The organism is Mesorhizobium sp. CNPSo 4671 (assembly GCF_057784245.1).
Genome location: NZ_JBWLUW010000011.1, coordinates 16,502 through 41,068, shown reverse-complemented (window position 1 = coordinate 41,068; position 24,567 = coordinate 16,502). Strand labels below are relative to the sequence as shown.

Genomic DNA, 24,567 nt, shown 5'->3' with positions numbered 1-24,567 from the left:
GGGAGTCCTAAATGAACGAACGGCATGTCGGCGCACCCGGCCAGGTGAAGGAAGTCACCAGCCTCGCCAATCCGCTGATCAAGGACATCAAGGCGCTCGCCTTGAAGAAATTCCGCGACCAGCAAAACGCCTTCATGGCCGAGGGTCTGAAGCTGGTCATCGATGCGCTCGACTTGGGCTGGCAGATCAGAACGCTTGTGTTCGCCAAGGCCGGACGTGGCAATGCCGCGGTGGAAAAGGTCGCGGCGCGCACGGTTGCCGCCGGCGGCACGGTGCTCGAAGTCTCGGAGAAAGTACTTGTCGCCATCACCCGCCGCGACAATCCGCAAATGGTGGTCGGCGTCTTCTCGCAAAAATTCCTGGCCCTCAGGGATATCCGCGCCGACAATGGCGATGTCTGGGTGGCGCTCGACCGGGTGCGCGACCCCGGCAATCTCGGCACCGTCATCCGCACCGTCGATGCCGTCGGTGCCAAGGGCGTCATCCTGGTCGGCGACACCACCGATCCGTTTTCCGTCGAGACGGTGCGCGCCACAATGGGTTCGATTTTCGCAGTGCCGGTGGCCAAGGCAACGACCGAAGCTTTCCTTGCCTGGCGCGGCGGCTTTTCAGGCCTGGTTGCCGGCACGCATCTGAAAGGTGCGGTCGACTACCGCTCGGTCGATTTTTCCCGCGGACCGGTGCTGCTGATGATGGGCAATGAGCAGCAGGGCCTGCCCGAAACCCTGGCGGCGAGTTGCGACAGGCTGCTCCGGATTCCGCAAGCAGGCCGCGCCGATTCACTCAATCTCGCCGTCGCCACCGGCATCATGCTGTTCGAGATCCGCCGCGGCGCGCTGAAGCTCGAACCAATCGCCGACCCGCAATGAAGGTTGCCCGCCCGTGAGATCATGGTCCCCCTACGCGCTGCTCGTCGTCGCGGCTATCGCGCTCGATCAATGGATAAAGCATCTGGTCGAGACCGGCCTGCCCTTCCAGGAAAAGCTCGATCTGGTGCCCTTCCTGGCGCTGTTTCGCACCTACAACACCGGCATCGCCTTCTCGATGTTCTCCTCCTTCGGCGACACCGGCCTGGTGGTCATAGCCGTGCTGGTCGTTGCTTTCGTGCTCTACCTCGCCACCCGCACGCCATCAGGCCATGTCATCGCCCGCACCGGCTTTGCCCTGATCATCGGCGGCGCGCTGGGCAATCTGATCGACCGCGCCGTCTACGGGCATGTCATCGACTACATCCTGTTCCACACGCCGGTCTGGTCCTTTGCCGTCTTCAACCTCGCCGACGCCTTCATTTCCGTGGGCGCGGCGCTGGTCGTCTTCGACGAACTCATCGGCTGGCGGCGCGAGCCCAAGTCTTCGAACGCCGAGTCTTCGAACGCCAAACCTTCCAAAGATTGACCCCGCGCGGCCATCGCCGCACAGTTCCAGGACGCCAAGCAAAGCTCGCGGAGAAAAAGATGCCCGAAACCTTCAAAGCCATCCTCGTCTCGCGCGACGCCGACAAGAAACAATCGGTCGCCGTGACCGACCTCACCGAAGCCGACCTGATGGAGGGCGACGTCACGGTCGCTGTCGAGGCGACGACGGTGAACTACAAGGATGGATTGGCCATTACCGGCAAGGCGCCGGTGGTCCGCCGCTGGCCGCTGGTGCCCGGCATCGACTTTGCCGGCACAGTCATCTCGTCCTCCAATCCCGACTGGCGTAAGGGGGACAAGGTCATCCTCAATGGCTGGGGCGTCGGCGAGACGCATTTCGGCGCCTATGCCGGGCGTGCCCGCGTCAAGGGCGACTGGCTGGTGCCGCTGCCGCAAGGCATCAGTGCGCATGACGCGATGGCGGTCGGCACAGCCGGCTACACCGCCATGCTCTGCGTCATGGCGTTGGAGCGGCACGGCATCCTGCCCGACCGGGGCCCGGTTGTGGTGACGGGTGCTGCTGGCGGCGTCGGTTCGGTCGCGGTCTCCATCCTGTCCAGCCTCGGTTACCATGTCGTGGCGTCGACCGGGCGCAATGCCGAAAGCCCCTATCTGATCAACCTCGGCGCCGCCGAGGTGATCTCGCGCGACGAACTCAGCCAACCCGCCAAGCCGCTGGCCAAGGAACGCTGGGCCGGCGGCATCGATTCGGTCGGCAGCCACACGCTGGCCAATGTGCTGTCGATGACCTCCTATGGCGGCGCGGTCGCGGCCTGCGGCCTGGCCGGCGGCATGGATCTGCCGTCGAGCGTCGCCCCCTTCATCCTGCGCGGCGTCTCGCTGCTCGGCATCGATTCGGTGATGGCGCCGAAGGCCGTGCGCCTGGAGGCCTGGCGGCGCATCGGCTCCGATCTCGACCTGGAGAAGCTCGCCAGCCTGTCCAGGACCATCGGCTTCGACGGCATCATCGATGCCGCTGGCGACATCGTCGACGGCAAGATCCGCGGACGCGTCGTCGTCGACATGTAGACCCGTCTGGCCGGTCGCAGGCAGCGGACGGAATTGCCAGGTCCGGTGGCAAATCCGCCGCTACCGGGGCAAAAACGCCCTATCCGCTAAAATTCGAACGATCCGCCGCAATTTTCCATAATCTCTGTCTGGCAAGGGTTTGGCATGATCGCGGAATCCGACAGCCAGCAGGCAAACAAAGGCGACGATGTCGATGCGGTTCCGGCGCCGGCGCGGCGGTTTATCGCTGCGCCGCCGCTGGTGCCCGAGCAGCAATTGGCCAGGCAGGAAAGCCTGCCGCTGCTCACCTTCGTTGCCATCATGATCCTGGCAGGCCTCGCGCATCTGACCGGGGCGCCGATCTTCATCAGCCTCGCCTTGCTGGCAACCGGCCTCGCCGGCCTTGGCCTGCATCTGCATGCCAGGCGCAGCGTCCACCGGACCGTGGTGCTGCTGGACGAGACAACCGCCCGCAGCCGCGCCGAGATCGAGACGTTGGCCGACCGCATGTGGGAAATGCAGGAAAGCGAGGAGCGCTTTCGCGGTCTCATCGACGCGCTTGGCGATCTCGTCATCCATCGCGACCGCGACGGCTACATCGTCTATGCCAACAAGGTGTTCGCCGATCTGGTCGAAACCGATCAGCGCGATCTTGCCGGCAAGACCCTGGCCGAACTCGGTGTCGAAGTCGGCATCGTGCCCGATGCCGCCTTTTCCGACCATGAGTGCCTGAGTTCCACCGATGTTGCCATCCGCACGCCGAGCGGCCCGCGCTGGTTCTCGTGGATCGAACTTTCGGTGCGCGACAAGGAGAGCGGAGCGGTTTCGCATCGCGCCATCGCCCGCGACATCACCGCCCGCAAGCGCGCCGAATCCTCGCTGATCACCGCGCGCGAGCGGGCCGAATACGCAAGCCAGGCCAAATCGCGCTTTCTCGCCACGGTCAGCCATGAAATCCGCACGCCGATGAACGGCATCATGGGCATGGCCAGGCTCTTGGCCGACACCAGCCTGTCGCCGGAACAGCAGACCTATGTCGGCGCCATCTCGACCTCGGCCAGCGCCTTGCTCGCCCTGATCGAGGACCTGCTCGACTATTCCAAGATCGAGGCCGGTCGCTTCGATCCGGAACCGCAGCCAATGTCGGTGCGCGAAATCGCCGACAACATCATCGAATTGCTCGCCGCGCGCGCCTTCGCCAAAGGTATCGGCCTCGGTTGCCACGTCGAACCGGATGTACCGCAATTGATCACCGCCGATCCGGGCCGCGTCAGGCAGGTGTTGCTCAACCTGATCGGCAACGCCATCAAGTTCACCGACAGCGGCGGCGTGCTGGTCAGCGTCGCGCGCGCCCGCACCGAGACCAGCGACCGCATCTGCTTCACCATCACCGACACCGGCCCGGGCCTGCGCGAGGAGGACATGGAGCGCATCTTCGAGGAGTTCGAGCAGGCCGACGGCACCTCCACGCGCACACATGGCGGGGCGGGGCTGGGACTTGCCATCTCCAAGCGCCTGGTGGCTGCCATGGGCGGCACGATTTCGGTCTCCAGCCGGCTTGGCCAGGGATCGGAATTCGTCTTCGAAATCCCGGCCACGGAGGCCACTGGGGCGCCGCAGGGCCAGCAGAACGTGCTCGCCGGCAGGCGCGCGGTGATCCTGTCCAGGAACGCCATCGAGGCCGACGCCATCGCCCGCACCATCCGCGCCAATGGCGGCACCGCCGGTATCGCCACCACCGTGGCGCAGGCCGTACCCTTGGCAGAGGGCTGCGACGTTCTTCTGGTCGACGCGGCCATCGAGGAGAGCGACGGGAGAGTGCTCAAGCGGTTGCGCCAAAGCGGCTTTTCCGACTGCGAAGCCATCACGCTGATCGCGCCGACCGACCGCGGCATGCTTGGCGAGTTCCGCGCCAGCGGCTACGCGACCTTCCTGGCCCGACCGGTGCGCGGTGGAACACTTTTGCGTGTCCTTTTGACCAGCCATGCACCGGCCCTTACCCAGCCGCAGCCGGAAAAGGGCCGCACCCCGGCGCTTCGCGCCTCAAGTGGCCGCCAGCAGGGCCTGTCCGTGCTGATCGCCGAGGACAACGACATCAATGCCATGCTGGCCCGCGCCACGCTGTTGAAGGCGGGGCACCGCGTCAAGGTTGTCGGCAATGGCAAGGCCGCCGTCGAGGCCGTCACCAGTGCCGGGCACAAGCACCGCTTCGACGTGGTACTGATGGACCTGCATATGCCGGTCATGGACGGTCTGGACGCCATTGCCGCGATCCGCCGCCATGAAGAGGAAACATCGGCGCCGCCCGTGCCGATCATGGTGCTGTCGGCCGACAGCCAGGAAAAGACCCGTCATGCGGTGCTCGCCCATGGCGCCAGCGGCTTCGTCACCAAGCCGCTCGACCCCGATGCACTGGTCAATGCCGTCGAGGGCCAGGTCGCCGCTTGATCCGCCTTTTTCCAACCGCGCGCTGATGCATGTCACCCAAAAGTGACCGCCATTTTGCAAGGGTGACATGCGTGGAAACAGGGACCTTGAGCGCTCCAAATGGGTTCGTGCAGACGAGACATGCCTCGGCTCTCCTCACCGAACGTAGCCGGTTGACCGTTTTCGCCAGCCGACGAAGTATTGCCCGCAACGCCGTATCACGGTACTGTCACAATCCTGTTGCACCTACACCGTATCCCCGTGCCAAGAGGGATGGCTCGAAGGAGAATCACTCGTGCATACAGTTATGCCGGAATGTGACACTCGGCCGAACGCCAGCAGCGCCTTGCTTGCCGGGCGTAATGTCGATTCCGTCATAAAAGGCGCAGCACTCGGCCGTATCGGCAATCTCGAAGTGCGGCTCGCACGCAACGAGGCCGAGATCGCGGCCGCGCAGGAAGTGCGTTACCGGGTATTTTACGACGAGCTTGGCGCCCGCAAGGACCTGTTCCAGGCGCAGGACCGTCGCGACGCCGACCGCTTCGATCCGCTCTGCGACCATCTTCTGGTCCTGGATACGACGCTTTCCGGCCCCGAACATCGCCGTATCGTCGGTACCTATCGCCTGCTGCGGCAAGAAATCGCGGCCACCGCCGGCGGCTTCTATTCCGAAGGCGAGTTCGAGCTGACCAAGCTCATCGCCCGTCATCCCGGCCAGCGCTTTCTCGAACTCGGCCGCTCCTGCGTTTTGCCGCAATACCGCTCGAAGCGCACCATCGAGGCGCTGTGGCAAGGCATCTGGGCCTACATCAATCACTACGAAATCGGCGTGATGACCGGCTGCGCGTCCTTCCATGGCACCGTGCCGGCCGCTCACGCGGAGGCGCTCACCTATCTCGCCCATCACTGCCGCACCAACTCCGCCTGGGACGTGCGCGCGGTTTCCGATCGGTACTGCTCCATGGATCTGATGCCGATCGAGGCAGTCAATGCCAAAGCGGCGATCGCGGCAATGCCGCCTCTGGTCAAGGGCTATCTGAGGGTCGGCGCCCGCATCGGCGACGGCTGCGTTATCGACCGCGAATTCTCGACGGTCGATGTGTTCGTCGTGATGCCGGTCAAGGAAATCGGCGCCCGCTACGTCAATTATTATGGCGGGGAAGCCCAGCGCTTCGCAGCATAGCGAATAGCGAATAGCGAATAGCGAATTACGCCGCAATCCTGCGGACTGTCATCCCTATTCGCTACTCCCTATTTGCCATTCGCTCCCTCTCTCACGGAATATCTTCCGGCCTTCGTCCCGGCCGGCTCCTGTACGACGGAAACGACCAGCCGAAACGGAGCGCGCCGCCGCGCACGGCGAGCGCCACGCCGAAGCCGGCCAACCCCGAGACGATCTGCGGCAATCCGGCGACGTCGCCCAGTGTGAAGATGGCGGCGCCCGCCAGGGCAGCCGTGACGTAGATCTCCGGCCTCAGCAGCACCGATGGCTCGCCGGCCAGCAGATCGCGCAATATGCCGCCGAAAGTCGCGGTCAGCATGCCGGTGATGATCGAAACCACCGGCGAACCGGTGATGGCCAAGCCCTTTGCCGCGCCCATCACCGAAAAGGCGGCGAGCCCGATGGCATCGAGCCACAAGAGCAGCTTGTAGCGGGATTCGACGCGGTGCGCGGTGAAGAAGACCAGGACCGCCACCACGGCGCAAATCAGCACATAGTCGCGGTTTCCCACCCAGAAGACCGGCACATTGAGGATGAGATCACGAAACGTGCCGCCGCCAATGCCGGTGACGCTGGCCAGGAACAGGAACCCGATAATGTCGAGTTGTTTGCGCGACGCCGCCAACGCCCCGGTCGCCGCAAAAACGGCGACGCCGGCATAGTCGAGAAGGGCGATGGGGTGCATGGGAGGCCAAGGGCAGTAGGGGAATAGGGCAGTAAGGCAGTATGTTTAACACGAAGCCAGAGAGTTGGGACGACCCCTATTCTCCTACTGCCTACTGCCTACTGCCTACTGCCTACTGCCTACTGCCTACTGCCTACTGCCTTACTGCCCAATCCCTAACTACGCATCCCTCTCCGCCTCGTCATTCACCGGCCCCGGCTCGACCGGCGCCTCGGCGGCAATTTTCGGGCCGCCCTTGGCGACGCCGACCATGGCCGGACGCAGCACCCGCTCGCCGATCGAATAGCCCGGCTGCACGACCTGAACCACGGTGTTGGCCGGGACATCGGGATTGGGCACTTCGAACATCGCCTGGTGGAAATTGGGATCGAACTTCTCGCCTTCGGGAGTAAGCTTCTTGACCCCGTGCCGTTCCAGCGCCGAAAGCATGGCGCGCTCGGTCAGGTCGACGCCTTCGATCAGCGCCTTGAAGCCGGCGTCGCCCGACGCCTTGGCCTCGGCGGGTATGGCGTCCAGCGCGCGGCGCAGATTGTCCGACACTGACAGCATGTCGCGGGCGAAATTCGCGACCGCGTAGGTGCGCGCGTCGTGCACGTCGCGCGCGGTGCGGCGGCGCAGGTTCTCCATCTCGGCCGCGACGCGCAGCGCGCGGTCCTTCAGCTCTTCATTTTCCTTCAGCAGCCGCACAAGCGCTTCATAGTCGCCGTCAATGCTGCCTTCCGTGCGCTCGGCATTGGCCTCGGCCGCCTCGGCTTCATTGGGCGCGCGTTCATCTTTTGCCTGGTCGCTCATCGCCGTTTCCCGTCATCTCGAATGGTATGGATTTTGTGCCCGATATCGAGGTTTGGCAGCCAAAAATCAAGGGGTAAGCGACCGTTGGGCCCTTGGCCCGACCTGAGCGGCGATCAACGGCGATATTTCGATTTTAATTCAAATTTTACCATGACTGCCGGCTTGGCTTGCCACAGAAGCGTGATGAGGGAACCATTCCCTTGCTGGAGGAGTTTCCGAGCCGACACAGGATTTTATAATGATGACCCGCGACAAGGCTGAAAAAGGAGAAAGGCTCGCCGCCGAAGTCAGGCGCCAGTTCGGTGCCGAGGCGATGACGCGCTTTCTGCGTACCTTGCCGGCTTTCCGTATCCAAGCCGATACTCACGACCGCTTCAGGCAATTGCTCGACCGCCTCGACCGGGTCGAGGACGAGGATACAGGCTGGCGGCGGCAATAATTCCCGTTGGGCGCTTACGCGACAATTACGCACAGTAATTCTGCGTGATGGTTGCCTTGCGGTGGCCACACGCCGCGCCTATGGTTCCTGATGAACATGATTTCCCCCGATGCGGCCGCCAACAGCAAGCGCGCCTGGCTGAAGATTCTGGCGCGCTACAAGAAGCCGGACCGGCGGCGCAGCGCCATCGAACTCGCCATCACCCTCATTCCATTTGCCACGCTCTGGGCACTGTCCTCGGCGGCCTATGCCTATGGCCATTGGTGGGGGCTGATCCTGATCCTGCCGGCGGCCGGGTTCCTGGTGCGCATCTTCATGATCCAGCACGATTGCGGCCATGGCTCTTTCTTTGCCAATCGATACGCCGACGACTGGATCGGTCGCGCGCTCGGTGTCCTGACGCTGACGCCCTATGATTGCTGGCGGCGCGCGCACGCGACACATCATGCCAGCGCCGGCAATCTCGACGAGCGCGGCATGGGCGATATCAGGACGCTGACCGTTGCCGAATACCGGCAATTGTCCTGGCGTGGGCGCCTCGCCTATCGGCTCTATCGCCACCCGCTGGTGATGTTCGGGCTGGGGCCGATCTGGCTGTTCATCTTCTCGCAAAGGCTGCCCATTGGCATGATGCGCGGCGGCCTGACGCCCTGGGTGTCGTCGATGACCACCAACCTCGCCATCGCGCTTGCGGCAGCCATTCTCATCTGGGCCGTCGGCCCCGGTGCGTTCCTGGTTGTCCATCTGCCAATCGTCATTCTCGCGGGCTCGGCCGGCATCTGGCTGTTCTACGTCCAGCACCAGTTCGAGGAGACGGAATGGGCAAAGGACGACGACTGGGAGTTCCAGCATGCCGCCCTGCACGGCTCGTCCTATTACGACCTGCCGCCGGTGCTGAACTGGTTCACCGGCAATATCGGCGTCCACCACGTGCACCACCTCTCCGCCAAGGTGCCGGGCTACCGGCTGCAGGAGGTGCTGCGGGATTATCCGGAGCTGCGCGGTATCGGTCGCGTCACGCTGCTCGACAGCTTGCGCTGCGTCAAACTGGCATTGTGGGACGAGAACCGCCGCAAGCTGGTGTCGTTCCGCGAAGCACGGGCGGCGTTGTAGAAAGACTGCCGCGCCATGGCGCGGCAGCTTGCCACCGGATCAAGCCGCCTGGCGCTCGTCGCGCATCAGGATCTCGCCATGGCGGATCTCGGTGCCCAGCACCTTCAGGCATTCGCGGATGAAGTTGGACAGGCCAGGCCAGCCCTTGGCTGAAACGAGATTGCCGTCGACATGGGCACCGGTCGGGGCGACGTCGATGTAGATGCCGCCGGCCAGCGTCACTTCCGGCTCGCAATAGTGCAGCGCCGCCACTTCCCTGCCCCGCACTACGCCGTCGACCGCGATCAGGATCTGTACGCCATGGCAGATGGTGAAGATCGGCTTGCCGGCCTCGTGGAAATGCCGCACCAGCGCCTGCACCCGCTTGTCGATACGGATGTATTCGGGACCGCGCCCGCCCGCCGCGTAGACGGCGTCATATTTGGCCGGGTCGACCTCGGAGAACGTCTTGTTGAGGATGTAGTCGTGGCCGAGCTTTTCCGTGTAGGTCTGGTGGCCTTCGAAGTCGTGAAGCGAGGTCTTCAGGACATCGCCCGCCTTCTTGTCCGGGCAGACTACATGCACGGTGTGGCCGACCGCATGCATGGCCTGTTCAAAGACGAAAATCTCATACTCCTCGCTGAACTCGCCAACGAGCATCAATATTTTCTTGCCAGCCATTCCCGGTTCCTCCCTTGTGGCTATATTTATTTCGGGTCGCGAAATAATGTTCCCTATCCTAAGGGCAGGACGGTTAAAGGGAAAGCGCAAATCGCCAAATTGGTATGACCAGTTTTCCGCATTCTTGACCGAAGGCCGTTCCCGGCAGACGAAAACAGCCTCGCTGGCTCGACCAGAGCCGCAGTCAGGCGGCCGCCTTGATCATGTCCGCCGCCTTCTCGGCAATCATGATGGTCGGCGCGTTGGTGTTGCCGCCGATCAGGGTCGGCATCACCGAGGCGTCGACGACCCGCAAGGCCTTGAGCCCGTGGACCCGCAATTGCGGATCGACCACTGCCATCTCGTCGACGCCCATCTTGCAGGTGCCGGCCGGGTGATAGATCGTGTCGGCGCGGGCACGGATGTGCGACATCAACTCCGCGTCGCTCGAAACACCGGCGGTGTAGATTTCCTTGTGGCGATATCTGGCCAGCGCCGGCGCCTCCAGGATGCCGCGCATCATCCTGGCCCCCTTGAGCAAAAGTTCGGCGTCGCGTTCGTCCGAAAGAAAGCGCGGATCGATGCGCGGTGGTGCCATGGGATCATGGGTCGACAGCCCGACCTCGCCGCGCGAATGCGGCCGCAGCACGCAGACATGGCAGGAAAAGCCATATCCCATATGCAGCTTGCGGCCATGATCATCCACGATCGCGATGCAGAAATGCAGTTGCAGGTCGGGCCGTTCTATCGCCGGATCGGACTTGAGGAAGGCACCGCCTTCGGCATAGGGCGTGGCGATCATACCGCCGCCATCTTTCCGCCAGCGCAGAATGTGCCGCAGCAGGCCAGGCAGGCCGCGCACACCGATGCCCATCATGTCGGCATCCCTGGACGTCCAGCCCATGATGAAATCAAGGTGGTCCTGCAGGTTCTTGCCAACGCCGGGCAGTTCATGAATGACCGGAATGCCATGCATGGCAAGTTCGGCAGCCGGGCCGATGCCCGACAGCAACAGGAGCTGCGGCGAACCGAAGGCGCCGCTACAGACGATCACCTCACGCCTGGCTTTCGCGACGGCTTCGCCCTTCCCCGCGCGATACCGCACGCCGGTGGCGCGCTTGCCATTGAGGATGACCGCCGTGGCATGCGCTCCGGTGATGACGGTAACGTTCGGCCTGTTCATGACCGGTTGCAGATAGGCAGCGGCCGCCGAACAGCGCTCGCCATTGCGGCGTTCACCCCAGAATTGCGTCACCTGATAGAGCCCGGCACCTTCCTGTTCGACGCCGTTGAAATCATCGTTGCGGCGGATCTGGTTTTCGCCGCAGGCCTCGACAAAGGCCCGGGAGAGCGCACGAGGCTCTTGCTGCTCGGCAACCCGCAGCGGCCCGTCACCGCCATGCAGGGCATCAGAGCCGCGTTGGTTGCCTTCCGCCCGCCGGAAATAGGGCAGCACCTCGTCCCATGACCAGCCGTCGCAGCCGAGGTTGGCCCATTCGTCATAGTCGCCGCGGTGCCCGCGCGTATAGAGCATGGCATTGATGGCGCTGGATCCGCCCAGCGCCTTGCCGCGCGGCTGAAAACCCCTGCGGCCGTTGAGACCCTCTTGCGGCACCGTCTGGAAGGCCCAGTTGTTGATCTTCGGCCGTCCCGGCAGCAGCGCGATGATGCCGGCCGGCGCGCGGATCAACAGGTTCTTGCCCTCGCCACCGGCTTCGATCAGGCACACCGTCTTCGATGGATCTTCGGAAAGCCGCGCGGCAAGCGTGCAGCCGGCTGATCCGCCACCGGCGATGACATAGTCGAAATCCATGATCTTCTCCTCCCGCCCGGCGGATGTTTCCGTCCGGACAGCCAAGAGAAGGCCTGATCAGAGCTGATGTAAAGACGCGCGCGATTACCGCTGCGTCAGCTCTTGCGAACGCGCCGCCAGGAATATTTCGGGCCCTTGGGCTCCGGCACGGCGGTTGGCTGGTAGTAAAGCCCCAGCCCACCGGTGTGGCCCTCTTCCAGGCGCTTCAACAGCACCGGATTGGAGATCTCGAACTCGTCGAAGCCCAGCCGCAACATATGCGGCAACGGATCGACCAGCACCTGGCCGGTGGCGCGAACGGCACCTCCAAAGTGGTAGCGGCTGCGCAGCAGTTCAGCCTTGGAGAAGGAGCGCCCATCGCTGAAGGCCGGGAAGACCAGCGCCACCAGCGACAGCTGGTCGAGCAGGTCCGCTATCTTCTCGAGCTGATCGCCGGGCTGCAGCACCACGCCGAGCCGCTCCTTGGCGGACCGGCGCACCTCCGGATCAAGGCCGAGGAATGCCTGCAGCGGCAGGATGAAGCGGCCATTGCCGGAAAGCGCGTCAGCACTTTCGGCATGAGCCCATTCGTCCTCGCGAAAACCCTGCGGGGTCCATAGCCGGGTCTCCGCTGTCGTCGTTTCAGTCATCAAAAATTCCTAAAAATTCGAAGAAGCTCGGAGCGCGTTGAGATTCAGGTCAGGCCGTGTCGAAAATGGCTGATACCGAGAACCGGAGCGGAGCGTACTTGAAGTACGTGAGCACCGGAAGCGCAGGTATCAGCCATTTGCAGGCCGGCCTCACCTGGATATCAACCCGCCCTATAGGGATGCGTCGGTCAGCGACACTTCCAGCCCCGATAGGTGGATGCCGCACTCGGTCTTGGCGTGACCGGCCCAGCGGCCGCTGCGTGCGTCCTCGCCCGGCTGCACCGGTTGCGTGCACGGGAAACAGCCGATCGAGAGATAGCCATAGGCGACCAGCGGATTTTCGCGCAGTGCATGGGCGCGCATGTAGTCGGCCTGGTCCGAGGTCGTCCAGTGCGCCAATGGATTGATGCGGATGCGCGCGCCGACCGCCTCGAACACCGGCAACGCCGCCCGCGTCGAGGCCTGGAAGCGCTTGCGGCCGGTGAACCAAGCGCGGAAGGGCGCCACGCCACGCGCCAGCGGCTCGACCTTGCGCACGCCGCAGCAGGCATCGGTGTTGCTCTGGTGCAGATTGCCCGTCGGGTCGATCCGCTCGAGCGCGGCTTCCTCGGGCTTGATCACCTGGATGTTGGTCAGCCCGAAATCGGCGACGAGCGCGTCGCGGTAGCCGAGCGTCTCCTCGAAATGCTTGCCGGTGTCGAGGAAGATGACCGGCAGCGTGCGGTCGATCTCCGCGATCATGTGCAGCAGCACCGCCGAATCCGCCCCGAAGGACGAGACCGCGGCGATCTCGTCGTGAAACAGTTCGCGCGCCGAGCGTTCGATGATCTCGAGCGGCTTCAGATGACCATAAAGCGCGTCGAGCCCCGCCGCCTTGGCGGCGACGCCGTCATCGACGTTGGCGATGTGGTCAAGCGGCCTTGGTTTCGCCAGCATAGAGCGCCTCCTTGAACGGCGCGGGACCGACACGGCGGTAGGCGTCGATGAATTTTTCCTGTGGGTTGAGCCGGAGGCCGAGATAGGTCTCGACGATCTGCTCGATGGCGTCGGTGATCTCTTCCGACGAGAAGCCGCGGCCGATGATCTCGCCGACCGACGTGTTTTCGTCGGCCGAACCGCCCAGCGTCACCTGATAGAGCTCGGAGCCCTTCTTCTCGACGCCGAGGATACCGATATGGCCGACATGGTGATGGCCGCAGGCATTGATGCAGCCGGAGATCTTCAACTTCAACTCGCCGATCTCGCGCTGGCGTTCCAGCGAGGCGAAACGTTGCGAGATTTCCTGCGCGATCGGGATCGAGCGCGCGGTGGCCAGCGCGCAATAGTCGAGGCCGGGGCACGAGATGATGTCCGATATCAAATTGGAGTTGGCCGTCGCCAGCCCGATATCAACCAGCGCGTCATAGACCGCCTTGAGGTCGGCGCGCGCGACATGCGGCAGGATAAGGTTCTGCTCATGGCTGACGCGCAGCTCGTCGAAGGCGTATTTCTCGGCGATGTCGGCGACCGCTTCCATCTGGCTGTCGGAAGCATCGCCCGGCACCTCGCCGATGCCCTTGAGCGAAATCGTCACCGCCGCATAGTCGGGATGGCGGTGCGTCACCACATTCTGGTCGAGCCACTCCGAGAAACCTTTGGAATCGAGACGCGCCAGCTTGACCGCCTGGTCGCCTTCCGGCCGATCGGCGAGCGTTGGCGGTGCGAAATAGGCTTCGATGGCGCGGATATCGGCGTCCGGCAGCTTCAGCTCGGCGTCCTTCAACTCCTGCCATTCGGCCTCGACCTGGCGGGTGATTTCCTCGACGCCGGTCTCGTGCACGAGGATCTTGATGCGTGCCTTGTACTTGTTGTCGCGGCGGCCATAGAGGTTGTAAACGCGCAGGATCGCCGTGCAGTAGGACAGAAGGTCGGCTTCCGGCAGGAAGTCGCGGATCTTCCGCGCCACCATCGGCGTGCGGCCCTGGCCGCCGCCGACATAGACGGCGAAGCCAAGCTCGCCGGCGGCGTTCTTCTTCAGGTGCAGGCCGATATCGTGGGTCTGGATGGCGGCGCGGTCGCGCTCGGCACCCGTCACCGCGATCTTGAATTTCCTGGGCAGGAACGAGAATTCCGGATGCACCGACGACCATTGCCGCAGGATCTCCGCATAGGGGCGCGGATCGGCGACCTCGTCGGCGGCGGCACCGGCGAAATGGTCGGCGGTGACATTGCGGATGCAGTTGCCGCTGGTCTGGATCGCGTGCATCTCGACGCTGGCCAGATCGGCGAGGATCGCCGGAATGTCCGACAGCGCCGGCCAGTTGAACTGGATGTTCTGGCGCGTGGTGAAATGGCCGTAGCCCTTGTCGTATTTGCGGGCGATGTGGCCGAGCATGCGCAGCTGCTTGCCGTTCAGCGTGCCGTAGGGCACCGCGATGCGCAGCATGTAGGCGTGCAGCTGCAGGTAGACGCCGTTCATCAGCCTGAGCGGCCGGAACTGGTCCTCGGTGATTTCGCCGGACAGCCGGCGCTGGACCTGGTCGCTGAACTCGGCGACGCGGGCCTGGACAAAATCGTGGTCGAACTCATCGTAACGGTACATGCTTCGTCTTTCAGGGCGCGTCCGCCCGTTTCACTCAAATCCTGGCTATGCTGCCCGCTCGGCCTGCTTGCCGAGATCGCCGCGGATGGTCGGGCCGGCGGCGCGGATCTTTTCACGCAACCGCACCGGCTCAACGACACCGTCGACGACTTCCGCGTCGATCAAATTGACATCGACCACTTCATTGTCGGCATAGGCCTTGGCGCCGATCGCCTCCAGGCGGTCCTCGGCTGCCTTGTCATGGGCAAGGTCGGCCTGGCCCACGGTCTCGGCCCAGCCACCGTCGGCGTACCAGACGGCGATGCCGTCGGTCAGGCGGTTGGCGGTGAGTATCTTCATGGCTGAACTCTCTCAGTGGCGGCTATGGCCGCGCCTTCATGTCCCAAATCGTCATTCCTGTGTGCCGCAAGCGGCTCGGACCGTTCAAAGTTGGCGCCGGCAACGGCATCGCCGATGATGGTCATGACCGGCCCGGAAAGATCGCCGCGCGCTTCCAGCGACGGCAGATCGGCCAGCGTGCCGTGGAAGCGACGACGGTTGGCCAGGCTGGCATTCTCGACCACGGCCACCGCCGTGTCCGGCGACAGGCCGGCCTCGATCAGCCGGCCGGCGACTTCGGCCGCCACCGAGCGGCCCATATAGACGGCGACGGTGGCGCCGGAAATGGCGAGCTTGGCCCAGTCGGGCAATGAATTTCCCTTGAGATCGTGGCCGGTGGTGAACACCATCGACGACGACACGCCGCGCAAGGTCAGCGGCAGTTCGAAATCGGCGGCGGCGGCAAAGGCCGCGGTGACGCCCGGAACCACTTCGTAGGCGATGCCGGCATCGCGCAACGCCGCCATTTCCTCACCGGCGCGGCCGAACACCAGCGGATCGCCCGACTTCAGCCGCACCACGCGCTTGCCCTGTTGGCCGAGCTCGACCAGCAGCGCGTTGATCTCGGCCTGACTCTTGGTGTGGCAGCCCTTGCGTTTGCCGACCGGAAGGCGCTCGGCGTCGCGGCGGCCCATGGCGACGACCGCCTCCGGCACCAGCGCGTCATGGACGATGACATCGGCTTCCATCAGCAGGCGATGCGCCCGCAACGTCAGAAGATCCTCGGCGCCGGGGCCGGCGCCGACCAGGGCGATGTGGCCCGAAGCCGGTGCGTTCGACAGCAGCAGATCGACGGCCGCGTCATGCGCCTGCGACAGCTGGCCGGCTTCCACGGCATGGGCAGGCGCACCCCGGAAAAAACTGCTCCAGAAGCGCCGGCGGGCATTGCCTTTCGGCAACAATTTCTCGGCGGCGCCACGCAGTGAAGCGGCGAGCGTCGCCAGCGAACCGAGCGATGGCGACAGCATCTGATCGATGCGGCTGCGCAACAGCTGGGCAAGCACCGGGCCTGCACCTTCGGTGCCGATGGCGATGGCGACCGGCGCGCGGTTGACCAGCGCCGGGGTGAAGAAATCACAGAGCTCCGGCCGGTCGACGGCATTGACCGGGATGCCCAGCCGGCGCGCGTCCGCAGCCACGCGACGGTCAAGCGCCTCGTCGCCGCTGGCGGCAAACACCATGACCGCGCCCTCCAACTGCGAGGCATCGTAGGCCGCCGCAACGTGGCTGGCGCCGGACTGAGCGATGAAGGCAAGCAGCTCCGGTTCGGCATTTTGCGCGATGATGCGCAGGACCGCACTCGACTGTCCGATCAGCCGCGCCTTGGCCAGGGCCTCATCGCCACCGCCGACGATGGCCAGGGCTTCGCCCTCGACCCGCACGAAGACGGGAAAGGCGTTGAGCTTGGGCACGGCATGCGGCATGAGATAAGCAATCCGGGAACAGGTTGGCAGTTTTACGCCCGGGCGCGAAAAACCAGAAGCAAAGCACTCGCGCATCCTGTGATGGCAGGCAATCGCTTTTTCGCAACTGCGAAAGGCAGGAGAAAAATATTCCACATCCAGGGTGCGGACGGATTCAAGCCGCTGAAGCGGGCCTTGACTTCAGGTCTTTCTAGCGACCTGCCCCTTATTTCGCAAAACAGTTTTTTCTAATTTCTACCAATTCAGTAGATTAAAGTCACCAACTCAAAGATCCCGAATTCAACCGCCGGGCGGCACCGCCGTAGGGGGGGGTGGAACGTTGCCGGGTTGAAACGCGTTCCGAAGCGTAGCCATTCATCAAAAGGAGCGCTTTCATGGACACGATCAAACTGAAGCACGGCATCTGGGTCCTGGTGGCCGACGGCGAAAAAGCGCTCTTGTTGAAGAACGCCGGCGACAACAAGTTCCCAAATCTCGAAGTCGTGCAGATAATGGAACAGGAGAACCCGCCCACTCGTGAACAGGGAAGCGACAGCCCAGGCCGGTACAATGATGGCCCGTCCGTGCACCGCAGCGCCGTCGAGGATACCGACTGGCATCGGATCGGCAAGGAACGCTTTGCGGACGAGATCGCGGACCGCCTCTACAAGCTCGCTCATGGCGGTGAGCTCGACAGCATCGTGCTTGTCGCCCCGCCGATGATGCTTGGCGCCATGCGCAAGAAGCTGCACAAGGAGGTCGGTGACAAGGTGACGGCTGAAATTCCAAAAACCATGACCAACCACGCCATCTCCGAGATCGAGGCCTTTCTGCAAGCGGCCTGACCGCGCGACGGGTCTCCTTATCGAGGCGAATGCCACAGTGGGCGCAAACCGGACCGGCGGCCTCTCGGCTGCCGGCCAAGCATTTTGTCGCCCCACCGTCGATTTTCACACCCGTTGCGGGTTGCATCACCGTCACCCCTTCCACCATATTGCAAAACAGGCGGCGGCTTCGGGCGGCGCAAATCCGACATCCCCAGCTTGAAAGGCGCTCCATAGACAATGCCGCATGACACGCCCCTTATCGCCACCATCGTCGCCGGTCTGGGGCTGGCTTTCGTCTTCGGCGCTCTCGCCAATCGTTTCCGCATTCCGCCGCTGGTCGGCTATCTCGTGGCCGGCGTGCTGGTCGGGCCGAACACGCCGGGTTTCGTCGCCGATGCCGGCCTTGCCAATGAACTGGCGGAAATCGGCGTCATCCTCTTGATGTTCGGCGTCGGCCTGCATTTCTCGCTGAAGGACCTGCTGTCGGTCCGCGCCATCGCCGTTCCCGGCGCCATCGTCCAGATCGGATTTGCCACGGCACTTGGCGCCGGACTGTCCTGGATGCTTGGCTGGTCAATGGGCGCGGGCCTAGTGTTCGGCCTGGCGCTGTCGGTTGCCTCGACCGTGGTGCTGTTGCGCGCGCTTCAGGAACGCCGGCTGATCGAGACCGAACGCGGCCGCATCGCCGTCGGTTGGCTGATCGTCGAGGATCTGGCCATGGTGCTGGCGCTGGTCCTGCTGCCGGCCCTTGCCGGCGTGCTCGGCGGCCAGGAACAGGCGGACGTGCACACAAGCGGCCTGCTGTCGCTGCCGGCCAGCTACGGCATCTGGGGCGTCGTTGGCATCACGCTCGCCAAGGTCGCCGCCTTCGTCGTCGTGATGCTGGTGGTCGGCCGCCGGGTCATTCCGTGGATCCTGCACTACGTCGCCCACACCGGGTCGCGCGAACTGTTCCGGCTGGCGGTGCTTGCCATCGCGCTCGGTGTCGCCTTCGGCTCGGCAAAACTGTTCGGCGTCTCGCTGGCGCTCGGCGCCTTCTTCGCCGGCATGATCATGAGCGAATCCGAGCTCAGCCACCGCGCGGCCGAAGAATCGCTGCCGCTGCGCGACGCCTTCTCGGTGCTGTTCTTCGTCTCTGTCGGCATGCTGTTCGACCCGTTCAGCCTGGTCAGCAACGGCCTGCCGATCCTGGCCACGCTGGCCATCATCGTCATCGGCAAGTCGCTGGCCGCCTTCGTCATCGTCGTCGCCTTCGGCTATCCCCTGGCCACGGCCCTGATGATTTCGGCCAGCCTAGCCCAGATCGGCGAATTCTCCTTCATCCTGGCCGAACTCGGCGTCGGACTGAAACTTCTGCCCGAACAGGGCCGCGACCTGATCCTGGCCGGCGCTATCCTGTCGATCGTGCTCAACCCGCTGATGTTCCTGGTCATCGACTGGATGAAACCGTGGCTCGAGGCCCGCGCCGCCAGGACGGCACCGGCGGCAGACGCCAAGCCGGTCGGTCCGGCGACGGAACCGGGCCAGGTGGCCTCTGTCACCGCAACCTCCAAAGAGGAAGACGGCCCGCCGCCGAAGACGGTGCTTACCGGCCATGCCATCCTGATCGGCTATGGCCGTGTCGGCGGCCTTGTCGGCGCAGCGCTGAAGGAAGCAGCCCTACCCTTCCTCGTCATCGAGGACGCCGACAAGACGCTGGCCAAGCTGAAAGCCGACGGCGTCGAGACCGTCGCCGGCAATGCCGCCAACGCCGAAGTGTTCGCCGCCGCCAATCCCGAAGGCGCCAGCCGGCTGATCCTCGCCATCCCCAATGCCTTCGAGGCCGGCCAGATCGTGCTCAGGGCGCGCGCCGCCAACCCCAAAATCAGCGTCGTTGCCCGCGCCCATTCCGATGCCGAAGTCGAGCACCTCAAGGGGCTCGGCGCCGACACGGTGATCATGGGCGAACGCGAAATCGCGCGCGGCATCGTCGAAGAGGTGCTCGGCCACAAGCCATCCGCGACCGAGCCGTCCGCCGCCTGATCACGCCACGAACGCGGAACCGCCATTGCGTGCGATGCTGCTGAGATACTGCGCTGGAGGCCTGCCGAGCGCCTTCTTGAACATGGTGATGAAGGCTGTGACGGACTCATAGCCGAGATAGCCCGAAACCCGCTGGACGCTGGCACCCGAAGCGAGTTCCCTGATCGCAACGATCAGGTGCAATTGCTGGCGCCACCGGCCGAAGCTCAAGCCGGTCTCCTTGACGACGAGGCGGGCAAGACTGCTCTCGCTGAGCGCGACACGACTGGCCCACTCGGCCAACGTGCTGCGGTCAGCCGGGTCCTGCGCCAACGCTTCTGCGATCCGCCGCAAGCGTGGTTCGGAGGAGATCGGCAGATGCAATTGCTGGATAGGCATATCGGGCAGTTCGGCGAGCAGGATGCTTCCCAGGAAAGCGCACCTCGCATCGTCAGGCGCACAGTCAGACAGTTCGATGATGAGCTCGCGCAGCAGCGGCGAGATCGAAAGCGTGCAGCACCGATCCGGCAGCTCGGCCGCGCCCGGCTCGATATAGACGAAGAAAATCCGCGCGTTGGCCGTCGCGATGTTGCTGTGCTGCATGCGGCTTGGCACCCATACGCCGCAATGCGGCGGCACCATCCACAGGCCGCTGGGAACGCGGCAGGTGACGCCGCCGCCGAGCGCGAAGACGAGTTGCCCCTTGCGATGCCAATGATCCGACACCTCGGCCTTGGTCTCGGTGACGTCAACGCGCACGGCGATCGCCGGAGCAGGGATGTCATCGACGTCGAAATCGAGCCATGGGTAGCGAAGAGGCTGTCGCATGATGCCCGCTTTTAGCGATCAATTGCCTTTATATCTAGATTATTCGACCGCGTAAATCGATAGGCTCGGGCCGTTCTCGCCATTTGGCCAAGGAAGACCCCATGCTCGCCCTCACCATCTCCTCCGACAATGCCGCCAGGCTGAAGCTCACCGAAGTGGACGAGCCACGTCCTTGCGCGAACGAGGTTCTGGTCGCCGTCCGCGCAACCTCGTTGAACCGCGGCGAACTGCGCCTGCTCGCCATACGTCCGGACGGCTGGATACCTGGCCAGGATGTGGTCGGGGTCGTCGAACGGGCGGCAGTCGATGGCTCCGGGCCGACCGTGGGCACAAGGGTCGTGGCCCTGGTTGACGAGGCCGGCTGGGCCGAACGGGTCGCGGTTCCGACCGACCGTCTCGCCGTCCTGCCGGATGAGATCGGCTTCGTCGCGGCGGCCACGCTCCCCGTGGCGGGCACGACGGCACTGAGGACGTTGCGCCATGGCGGTGACCTCGCCGGCCTAGAGGTGCTGATAACCGGTGCGAGCGGCGCGGTCGGCCGTTTCCAAATCCAGATCGCCCGCGAGCAAGGCGCCTCGGTGACCGCGATCGCCGCCGCGCGGCATGCCGAGGACCTCCGCGGGTTGGGAGCCGAGCAGGTGGTCGAGGCGATCGAACTGGCCGAGGGCCCGTTTTCACTGATCACCGAGTCCGTTGGCGGTGAAAGCCTCGCCCACGCGATCGAACGCGTCGCGCCCGGCGGGACCATCGTCATGTTTGGCTCAAGCAGTGGCGAACTCACGCCGGTAGGCTTTCGCCAGTTCGTTCCGGGCCATGAGGGCGCGAGGCTTCAGACCTTCGCCTACTATAATTCCGGCTCGGGCATCGGCGCTGATATTGCCGCGCTGCTCACCCTGGTCGCGGCCGGCCGGCTGGAAACCCGCGTCGCCTTGACCATGCCGTGGACGGATATCGCCCAGGCTCTGGACGCCCTGCGACAGCGCAGCTTCAGCGGCAAGGCTGTTCTCACCATGGCCGGATGAGCAGCCCAGCCGAAGTCGGCTTGTTCACACGTGCTGGCCGCCATTGATGTGGATTTCCGAGCCGGTCACATAAGAGGCCTGCTGCGAGCACAGGAAGAAGATGATGTCGGCGACCTCAGCCGTGGTGCCGAGGCGTCTGAGCGGGATCGTCTCGACGATCTTTTCCGTGCCCGGCGACAGGATCGCCGTGTCGATCTCGCCCGGCGCAATGGCGTTCACGCGAATGCCGTGCGGACCAAAGTCATGCGCCATCTCGCGCGTCAGCGAGCCGAGTGCGGCCTTCGATGTCGCATAAGCGGTGCCGGCGAAGGGATGCACCCGGGTGCCGGCGATCGAAGTGACGTTGACGATCGAACCCTTGGCCGCGGCTAACTCTTTGAACAATCCCCGCGCCAGCATGATCGGCGCGAAGAAGTTGACCTGGAACACGTCGCGCCAGACATGCATCGGCGTGTCGATCGAGTCCATGCGGCTGTTGCCGTCCTTGAGCTTGGGCGAAATGCCGGCATTGTTGACCAGCGCGTGCAGCTGACCGCCATGCGCTTCCAGCCGGTGGCGGATCTCAGAGACGGCGACGCCGACATCTTCCTGGTCGGCGAGGTCGACCTTGATGTGGTCCTCGGGGCCTGCCGGCCACGGGCAATCCTCGGCGAAAGCCTGGCGCGAACAGGTGATGACGCGCCAGCCCTCGCGCGAAAAGCGCTTGACCGTTGCGTGACCGATACCTCGGCTGGCGCCGGTCAGCACGATGGTTTTTCTGGTGTCGCGTTCAGCCATGTCAGATCTCCGGGCGGAGATGTAGCGGAACGCCGTGGCGCTGGCGAGAGGCGAATTACCGCTCAGCCGCCGCCCAGAATATCCAGGATCGAGGTCTGCTTCTTCTTCTTCAGCGGACCGCCAACATTGCCCGGCGGCACGGGATGGCCGACCGAAGCGGTGGTGCCGTCGTCCGCCGGCATGTTGAAGCCATCGGCATCGACGGTCTGGGCAGGCCGCGCCACGCGGGCCTGCGCTTGGGCCGCCGGCGCGGCTGCCTGCGCTGACGGAGCCTGCTGGCCAACCGACGCTGAAGGAACCGGCGCCGGCTGGTTGTTGTCGGCGGACGGTATGTCGTCGGGCACGATCGTATCGGCCGGCGTCGACTTCCAGGTGCCGGGCAGCGGCCGCACCGGCACGCCTTCATGTGCGGCAACCATGAATTCATGCCAGGCCTGCGCCGGCAGCGCGCCGCCGGTGACCTTCTTCATCGCCGTGCCGTCATCATTGCCGAACCACACGCCGGTGGTGAGATTGGCGGTGTAGCCGACGAACCAGGCATCGCGCGAATTCTGGCTGGTGCCGGTCTTGCCGGCCGACGGCCAGGCAAAAGCCGCCTTTTTGGCGGTGCCGATCTCGACGGTGCCGGTCATCATCGAGTTCATCATGCCGACGATCTCGGGTTTGACCACACGCGGCGCGCTGCCGCCGCTGCTGTCATAGAGCACCTTGCCCTCGGCTGTCGTGATGCGGCGGATGAAGTGGATGTCGGGCTTGTAGCCGCCATTGGCGAACGGAACATAGGCCGAGGTCAGCTCCAGCGGCGTCACTTCCGAAGTGCCGAGCGCGATCGAGGTGTTGGCCTGCAGATCGGACTGGATGCCCATGCGGTGCGCTGCCTCGACGACGGCGTTCGGCCCGACCTCCATAGTCAATTGCGCGGCAACCGAGTTCAGCGACTTGGCCAGCGCCGTCGCCAGTGTGACCTTGCCAAAGTACTTGCCGCCGTAATTGTCGGGTGTCCAGTTGCCGATCCTGATCGGCGCATCGTTGCGCGTGCTGTCGGGCGTGCGGCCGGCTTCGAGCGCCGCCATATAGACGAACGGCTTGAATGCCGAGCCCGGCTGGCGGCGCGCTTCCGAGGCGCGGTCGAACTGGCTGGTCGAATAGTCGTAACCGCCGACCATGGCGCGCACCGCGCCGGAATCGTCGATCGACACCAGGGCGCCCTGGGTGACGTTGAGCTTCTTGCCGCTTTCATCGATCAGCCGGCGGATCGACTGCTCGGCAAGCTTCTGCAGGTTCAGGTCGACGGTGGAGTCGATGACGATGTCGCCGCGCACGTCGCCGATCAGGTCGGGCAGTTCTTCCATGATGGTGTCGGCGACATAGTTTTCCGAACCCGTCCAGTAGGACGGCGAACGCGTTGCGGGAGCGCTGAGCGCCGTCTTCAGCTCCTTGTCGCTGATCTTGCCCTCTTCGCGCATGGCGGCGAGCACGAGCTGCGAACGCTCCTCGGCGGCCTTCGGATCGCGCGCCGGCGACAGCCGCGACGGCGCTTTCAGCAGGCCGGCAAGCAGGGCTGCTTCCGAGAGCGTGACGTCCCGCGCGCTCTTGCCGAAATAACGGCGCGACGCCGCCTCGACGCCATAGGCGCCGGAGCCGAAATAGACCCGGTTGAGGTACATTTCGAGGATCTGGTCCTTGGTGTGCTTGTGCTCCAGCCACAGCGCCAGCAGCACCTCCTGCACCTTGCGCTCCAGCGTGCGGTCGGGCTTCAGGAACAGGTTCTTCGCCAATTGCTGCGTCAGCGTCGAACCGCCCTGCGAGAAATGCCCGCCAAGCAGGTTGGTCACCATGGCGCGCGACAGGCCGATCGGGTCGACGCCGAAATGCGAATAGAACCGGCGATCTTCGATCGCGATCACAGCTTCCGGAATGTAAGGCGACATTTCGCGCAGGCCGACCGCTTCGCCGCCGCTCATGCCTCGATTGGCGAGCAACTGGCCATCGACTGAGACGATCTTGATGTTTGGGGCGCGGTCGGGGATCGACCAGGTCGTAGCCGCCGGCATCTTGGCGCCGTAGTAGACGACGACGCCCGCCACCGCGATGCCGCCCCAGATGGCGAGCACGAAGCACCAGTAGAACAGCCGGCCGAGCACGCCGAACAGGCCGCGGCGACTTCTGCCACGCCCGCCGCGCGACGATTTCGCCTTCGACGATTTGCGTTTGGCGGAGGCTTTGCGGTTGCTGGGCACGACGCGATCCTCCTCGCTCACCGAAAGGCCCGTCTGGGGTCGCGCCTGTGGCGGTCCCTCGAAACTGGGCTCGATGCGGCTGTCTCTGCGGTTCGCCATGCCTTGCGCTTGCTATCCCCGGTGCTAACGGCGTCCGGGTTGAAGAGTAGATGCGGCGGTTTAAAGGCGGGTTAAGTCGGAAAAATTCAAGGCGATTGATAATCAAATGCCTGGGGTCCGGCAGTTAGTGCGCAGTTGGCGCTCTGTTCGAGGCCCCCGATTTTGGCGCTGGTAAACGGTCGCGGTCGCCGCGATGGAACAATCCTCGCCGTGGCATTTTGTCCGGGGC

At 64.4% G+C, this 24,567-nt stretch carries 22 protein-coding genes; 10 read left to right on the top strand and 12 right to left on the bottom strand.

Annotation, left to right across the window (positions count from 1 at the left end):
* Positions 1 to 11: 11 nt before the first annotated feature.
* The 5 genes from AC04SF_RS26715 to olsB all read left to right on the top strand — a co-directional run bounded on the left by AC04SF_RS26715 (position 12) and on the right by olsB (position 6,033).
* Positions 12 to 869: a TrmH family RNA methyltransferase gene (locus AC04SF_RS26715; protein ID WP_096450246.1), complete on the top strand. Its 858-nt coding sequence runs from the start codon at positions 12 to 14 to the stop codon at positions 867 to 869.
* Positions 870 to 882: 13 nt separating this feature from the next.
* A complete protein-coding gene (gene lspA / locus AC04SF_RS26710; RefSeq protein WP_488480225.1) occupies positions 883 to 1,395 on the top strand; it encodes a signal peptidase II in 513 nt (170 codons plus the stop codon).
* A 59-nt stretch (positions 1,396 to 1,454) separates the two neighbouring features.
* Positions 1,455 to 2,444 carry an acrylyl-CoA reductase (NADPH) gene (acuI, locus tag AC04SF_RS26705; RefSeq protein WP_488480224.1) on the top strand — a complete coding sequence of 330 codons (990 nt, stop codon included), beginning with the start codon at positions 1,455 to 1,457 and terminating at the stop codon, positions 2,442 to 2,444.
* 144 nt (positions 2,445 to 2,588) lie between these two features.
* Entirely contained in the window at positions 2,589 to 4,871 is a 2,283-nt protein-coding gene (locus AC04SF_RS26700) for an ATP-binding protein (RefSeq protein WP_488480223.1), read from the top strand.
* Between the two features lie 286 nt (positions 4,872 to 5,157).
* Positions 5,158 to 6,033, top strand: coding sequence for a l-ornithine N(alpha)-acyltransferase (gene olsB, locus AC04SF_RS26695; protein ID WP_056577807.1), 876 nt, complete (start codon positions 5,158 to 5,160; stop codon positions 6,031 to 6,033).
* 91 nt (positions 6,034 to 6,124) lie between these two features.
* On the opposite strand, the gene AC04SF_RS26690 is transcribed toward olsB, so the two are convergent.
* On the bottom strand, positions 6,125 to 6,757 hold the full coding sequence (locus tag AC04SF_RS26690) for a trimeric intracellular cation channel family protein (RefSeq protein ID WP_488480222.1): 633 nt from the start codon (positions 6,755 to 6,757) through the stop codon (positions 6,125 to 6,127).
* Positions 6,758 to 6,916: 159 nt separating this feature from the next.
* Complete coding sequence (gene grpE, locus AC04SF_RS26685) at positions 6,917 to 7,549, bottom strand: nucleotide exchange factor GrpE (RefSeq protein WP_488480221.1); 633 nt, start codon at positions 7,547 to 7,549, stop codon at positions 6,917 to 6,919.
* Positions 7,550 to 7,787: 238 nt separating this feature from the next.
* Here grpE and AC04SF_RS26680 point away from each other — a divergent pair, with 238 nt between their 5' ends.
* Positions 7,788 to 7,988: a hypothetical protein gene (locus AC04SF_RS26680; protein WP_096450258.1), complete on the top strand. Its 201-nt coding sequence runs from the start codon at positions 7,788 to 7,790 to the stop codon at positions 7,986 to 7,988.
* Between the two features lie 90 nt (positions 7,989 to 8,078).
* The gene (locus tag AC04SF_RS26675; RefSeq protein WP_096450260.1) at positions 8,079 to 9,101 is read left to right on the top strand and encodes a fatty acid desaturase; all 1,023 of its coding nucleotides are present in this window, start codon (positions 8,079 to 8,081) and stop codon (positions 9,099 to 9,101) included.
* A gap of 39 nt (positions 9,102 to 9,140) precedes the next feature.
* Here AC04SF_RS26675 and AC04SF_RS26670 read toward each other — a convergent pair whose 3' ends face one another.
* The 7 genes from AC04SF_RS26670 to cysG form a co-directional block, all read right to left on the bottom strand.
* Positions 9,141 to 9,761 (bottom strand): DJ-1/PfpI family protein, encoded by a 621-nt coding sequence (locus AC04SF_RS26670; RefSeq protein ID WP_013892983.1) that lies wholly within the window; start codon positions 9,759 to 9,761, stop codon positions 9,141 to 9,143.
* Between the two features lie 184 nt (positions 9,762 to 9,945).
* Positions 9,946 to 11,553, bottom strand: a complete 1,608-nt coding sequence (locus tag AC04SF_RS26665; RefSeq protein WP_488480220.1) for a GMC family oxidoreductase — start codon at positions 11,551 to 11,553, stop codon at positions 9,946 to 9,948.
* 95 nt (positions 11,554 to 11,648) lie between these two features.
* Entirely contained in the window at positions 11,649 to 12,182 is a 534-nt protein-coding gene (locus AC04SF_RS26660; RefSeq protein ID WP_488480219.1) for a DUF934 domain-containing protein, read from the bottom strand.
* A gap of 171 nt (positions 12,183 to 12,353) precedes the next feature.
* Complete coding sequence (locus tag AC04SF_RS26655; RefSeq protein WP_488480218.1) at positions 12,354 to 13,118, bottom strand: phosphoadenylyl-sulfate reductase; 765 nt, start codon at positions 13,116 to 13,118, stop codon at positions 12,354 to 12,356.
* The gene (locus AC04SF_RS26650) at positions 13,093 to 14,763 is read right to left on the bottom strand and encodes a nitrite/sulfite reductase (RefSeq protein ID WP_202357857.1); all 1,671 of its coding nucleotides are present in this window, start codon (positions 14,761 to 14,763) and stop codon (positions 13,093 to 13,095) included. Before AC04SF_RS26650 ends, AC04SF_RS26655 begins: the two co-directional genes overlap by 26 nt.
* 45 nt (positions 14,764 to 14,808) lie before the next feature.
* The gene (locus AC04SF_RS26645; RefSeq protein ID WP_032931682.1) at positions 14,809 to 15,102 is read right to left on the bottom strand and encodes a DUF2849 domain-containing protein; all 294 of its coding nucleotides are present in this window, start codon (positions 15,100 to 15,102) and stop codon (positions 14,809 to 14,811) included.
* Positions 15,099 to 16,565, bottom strand: coding sequence for a siroheme synthase CysG (cysG, locus tag AC04SF_RS26640; protein WP_488480217.1), 1,467 nt, complete (start codon positions 16,563 to 16,565; stop codon positions 15,099 to 15,101). The genes AC04SF_RS26645 and cysG overlap by 4 nt, the downstream gene beginning before the upstream one ends.
* 374 nt (positions 16,566 to 16,939) lie before the next feature.
* Here cysG and AC04SF_RS26635 point away from each other — a divergent pair, with 374 nt between their 5' ends.
* Together AC04SF_RS26635 and AC04SF_RS26630 are read left to right on the top strand one after the other, a co-directional pair.
* A complete protein-coding gene (locus AC04SF_RS26635; protein WP_488480216.1) occupies positions 16,940 to 17,389 on the top strand; it encodes a baeRF12 domain-containing protein in 450 nt (149 codons plus the stop codon).
* A 219-nt stretch (positions 17,390 to 17,608) separates the two neighbouring features.
* The gene (locus tag AC04SF_RS26630) at positions 17,609 to 19,393 is read left to right on the top strand and encodes a cation:proton antiporter domain-containing protein (RefSeq protein ID WP_488480215.1); all 1,785 of its coding nucleotides are present in this window, start codon (positions 17,609 to 17,611) and stop codon (positions 19,391 to 19,393) included.
* On the opposite strand, the gene AC04SF_RS26625 is transcribed toward AC04SF_RS26630, so the two are convergent.
* Positions 19,394 to 20,200 (bottom strand): AraC family transcriptional regulator, encoded by an 807-nt coding sequence (locus AC04SF_RS26625; protein WP_488480214.1) that lies wholly within the window; start codon positions 20,198 to 20,200, stop codon positions 19,394 to 19,396. It abuts the gene before it with no gap.
* Positions 20,201 to 20,301: 101 nt separating this feature from the next.
* Between AC04SF_RS26625 and AC04SF_RS26620 the strand changes: the two genes are divergently transcribed.
* Complete coding sequence (locus tag AC04SF_RS26620) at positions 20,302 to 21,222, top strand: zinc-binding dehydrogenase (RefSeq protein ID WP_488480213.1); 921 nt, start codon at positions 20,302 to 20,304, stop codon at positions 21,220 to 21,222.
* A gap of 24 nt (positions 21,223 to 21,246) precedes the next feature.
* Here AC04SF_RS26620 and AC04SF_RS26615 read toward each other — a convergent pair whose 3' ends face one another.
* Both AC04SF_RS26615 and AC04SF_RS26610 read right to left on the bottom strand, forming a co-directional pair.
* Positions 21,247 to 21,999: an SDR family NAD(P)-dependent oxidoreductase gene (locus AC04SF_RS26615; protein ID WP_096450280.1), complete on the bottom strand. Its 753-nt coding sequence runs from the start codon at positions 21,997 to 21,999 to the stop codon at positions 21,247 to 21,249.
* A 62-nt stretch (positions 22,000 to 22,061) separates the two neighbouring features.
* Positions 22,062 to 24,338: a transglycosylase domain-containing protein gene (locus AC04SF_RS26610; RefSeq protein WP_488480212.1), complete on the bottom strand. Its 2,277-nt coding sequence runs from the start codon at positions 24,336 to 24,338 to the stop codon at positions 22,062 to 22,064.
* Between the last annotated feature and the right edge of the window lie 229 nt (positions 24,339 to 24,567).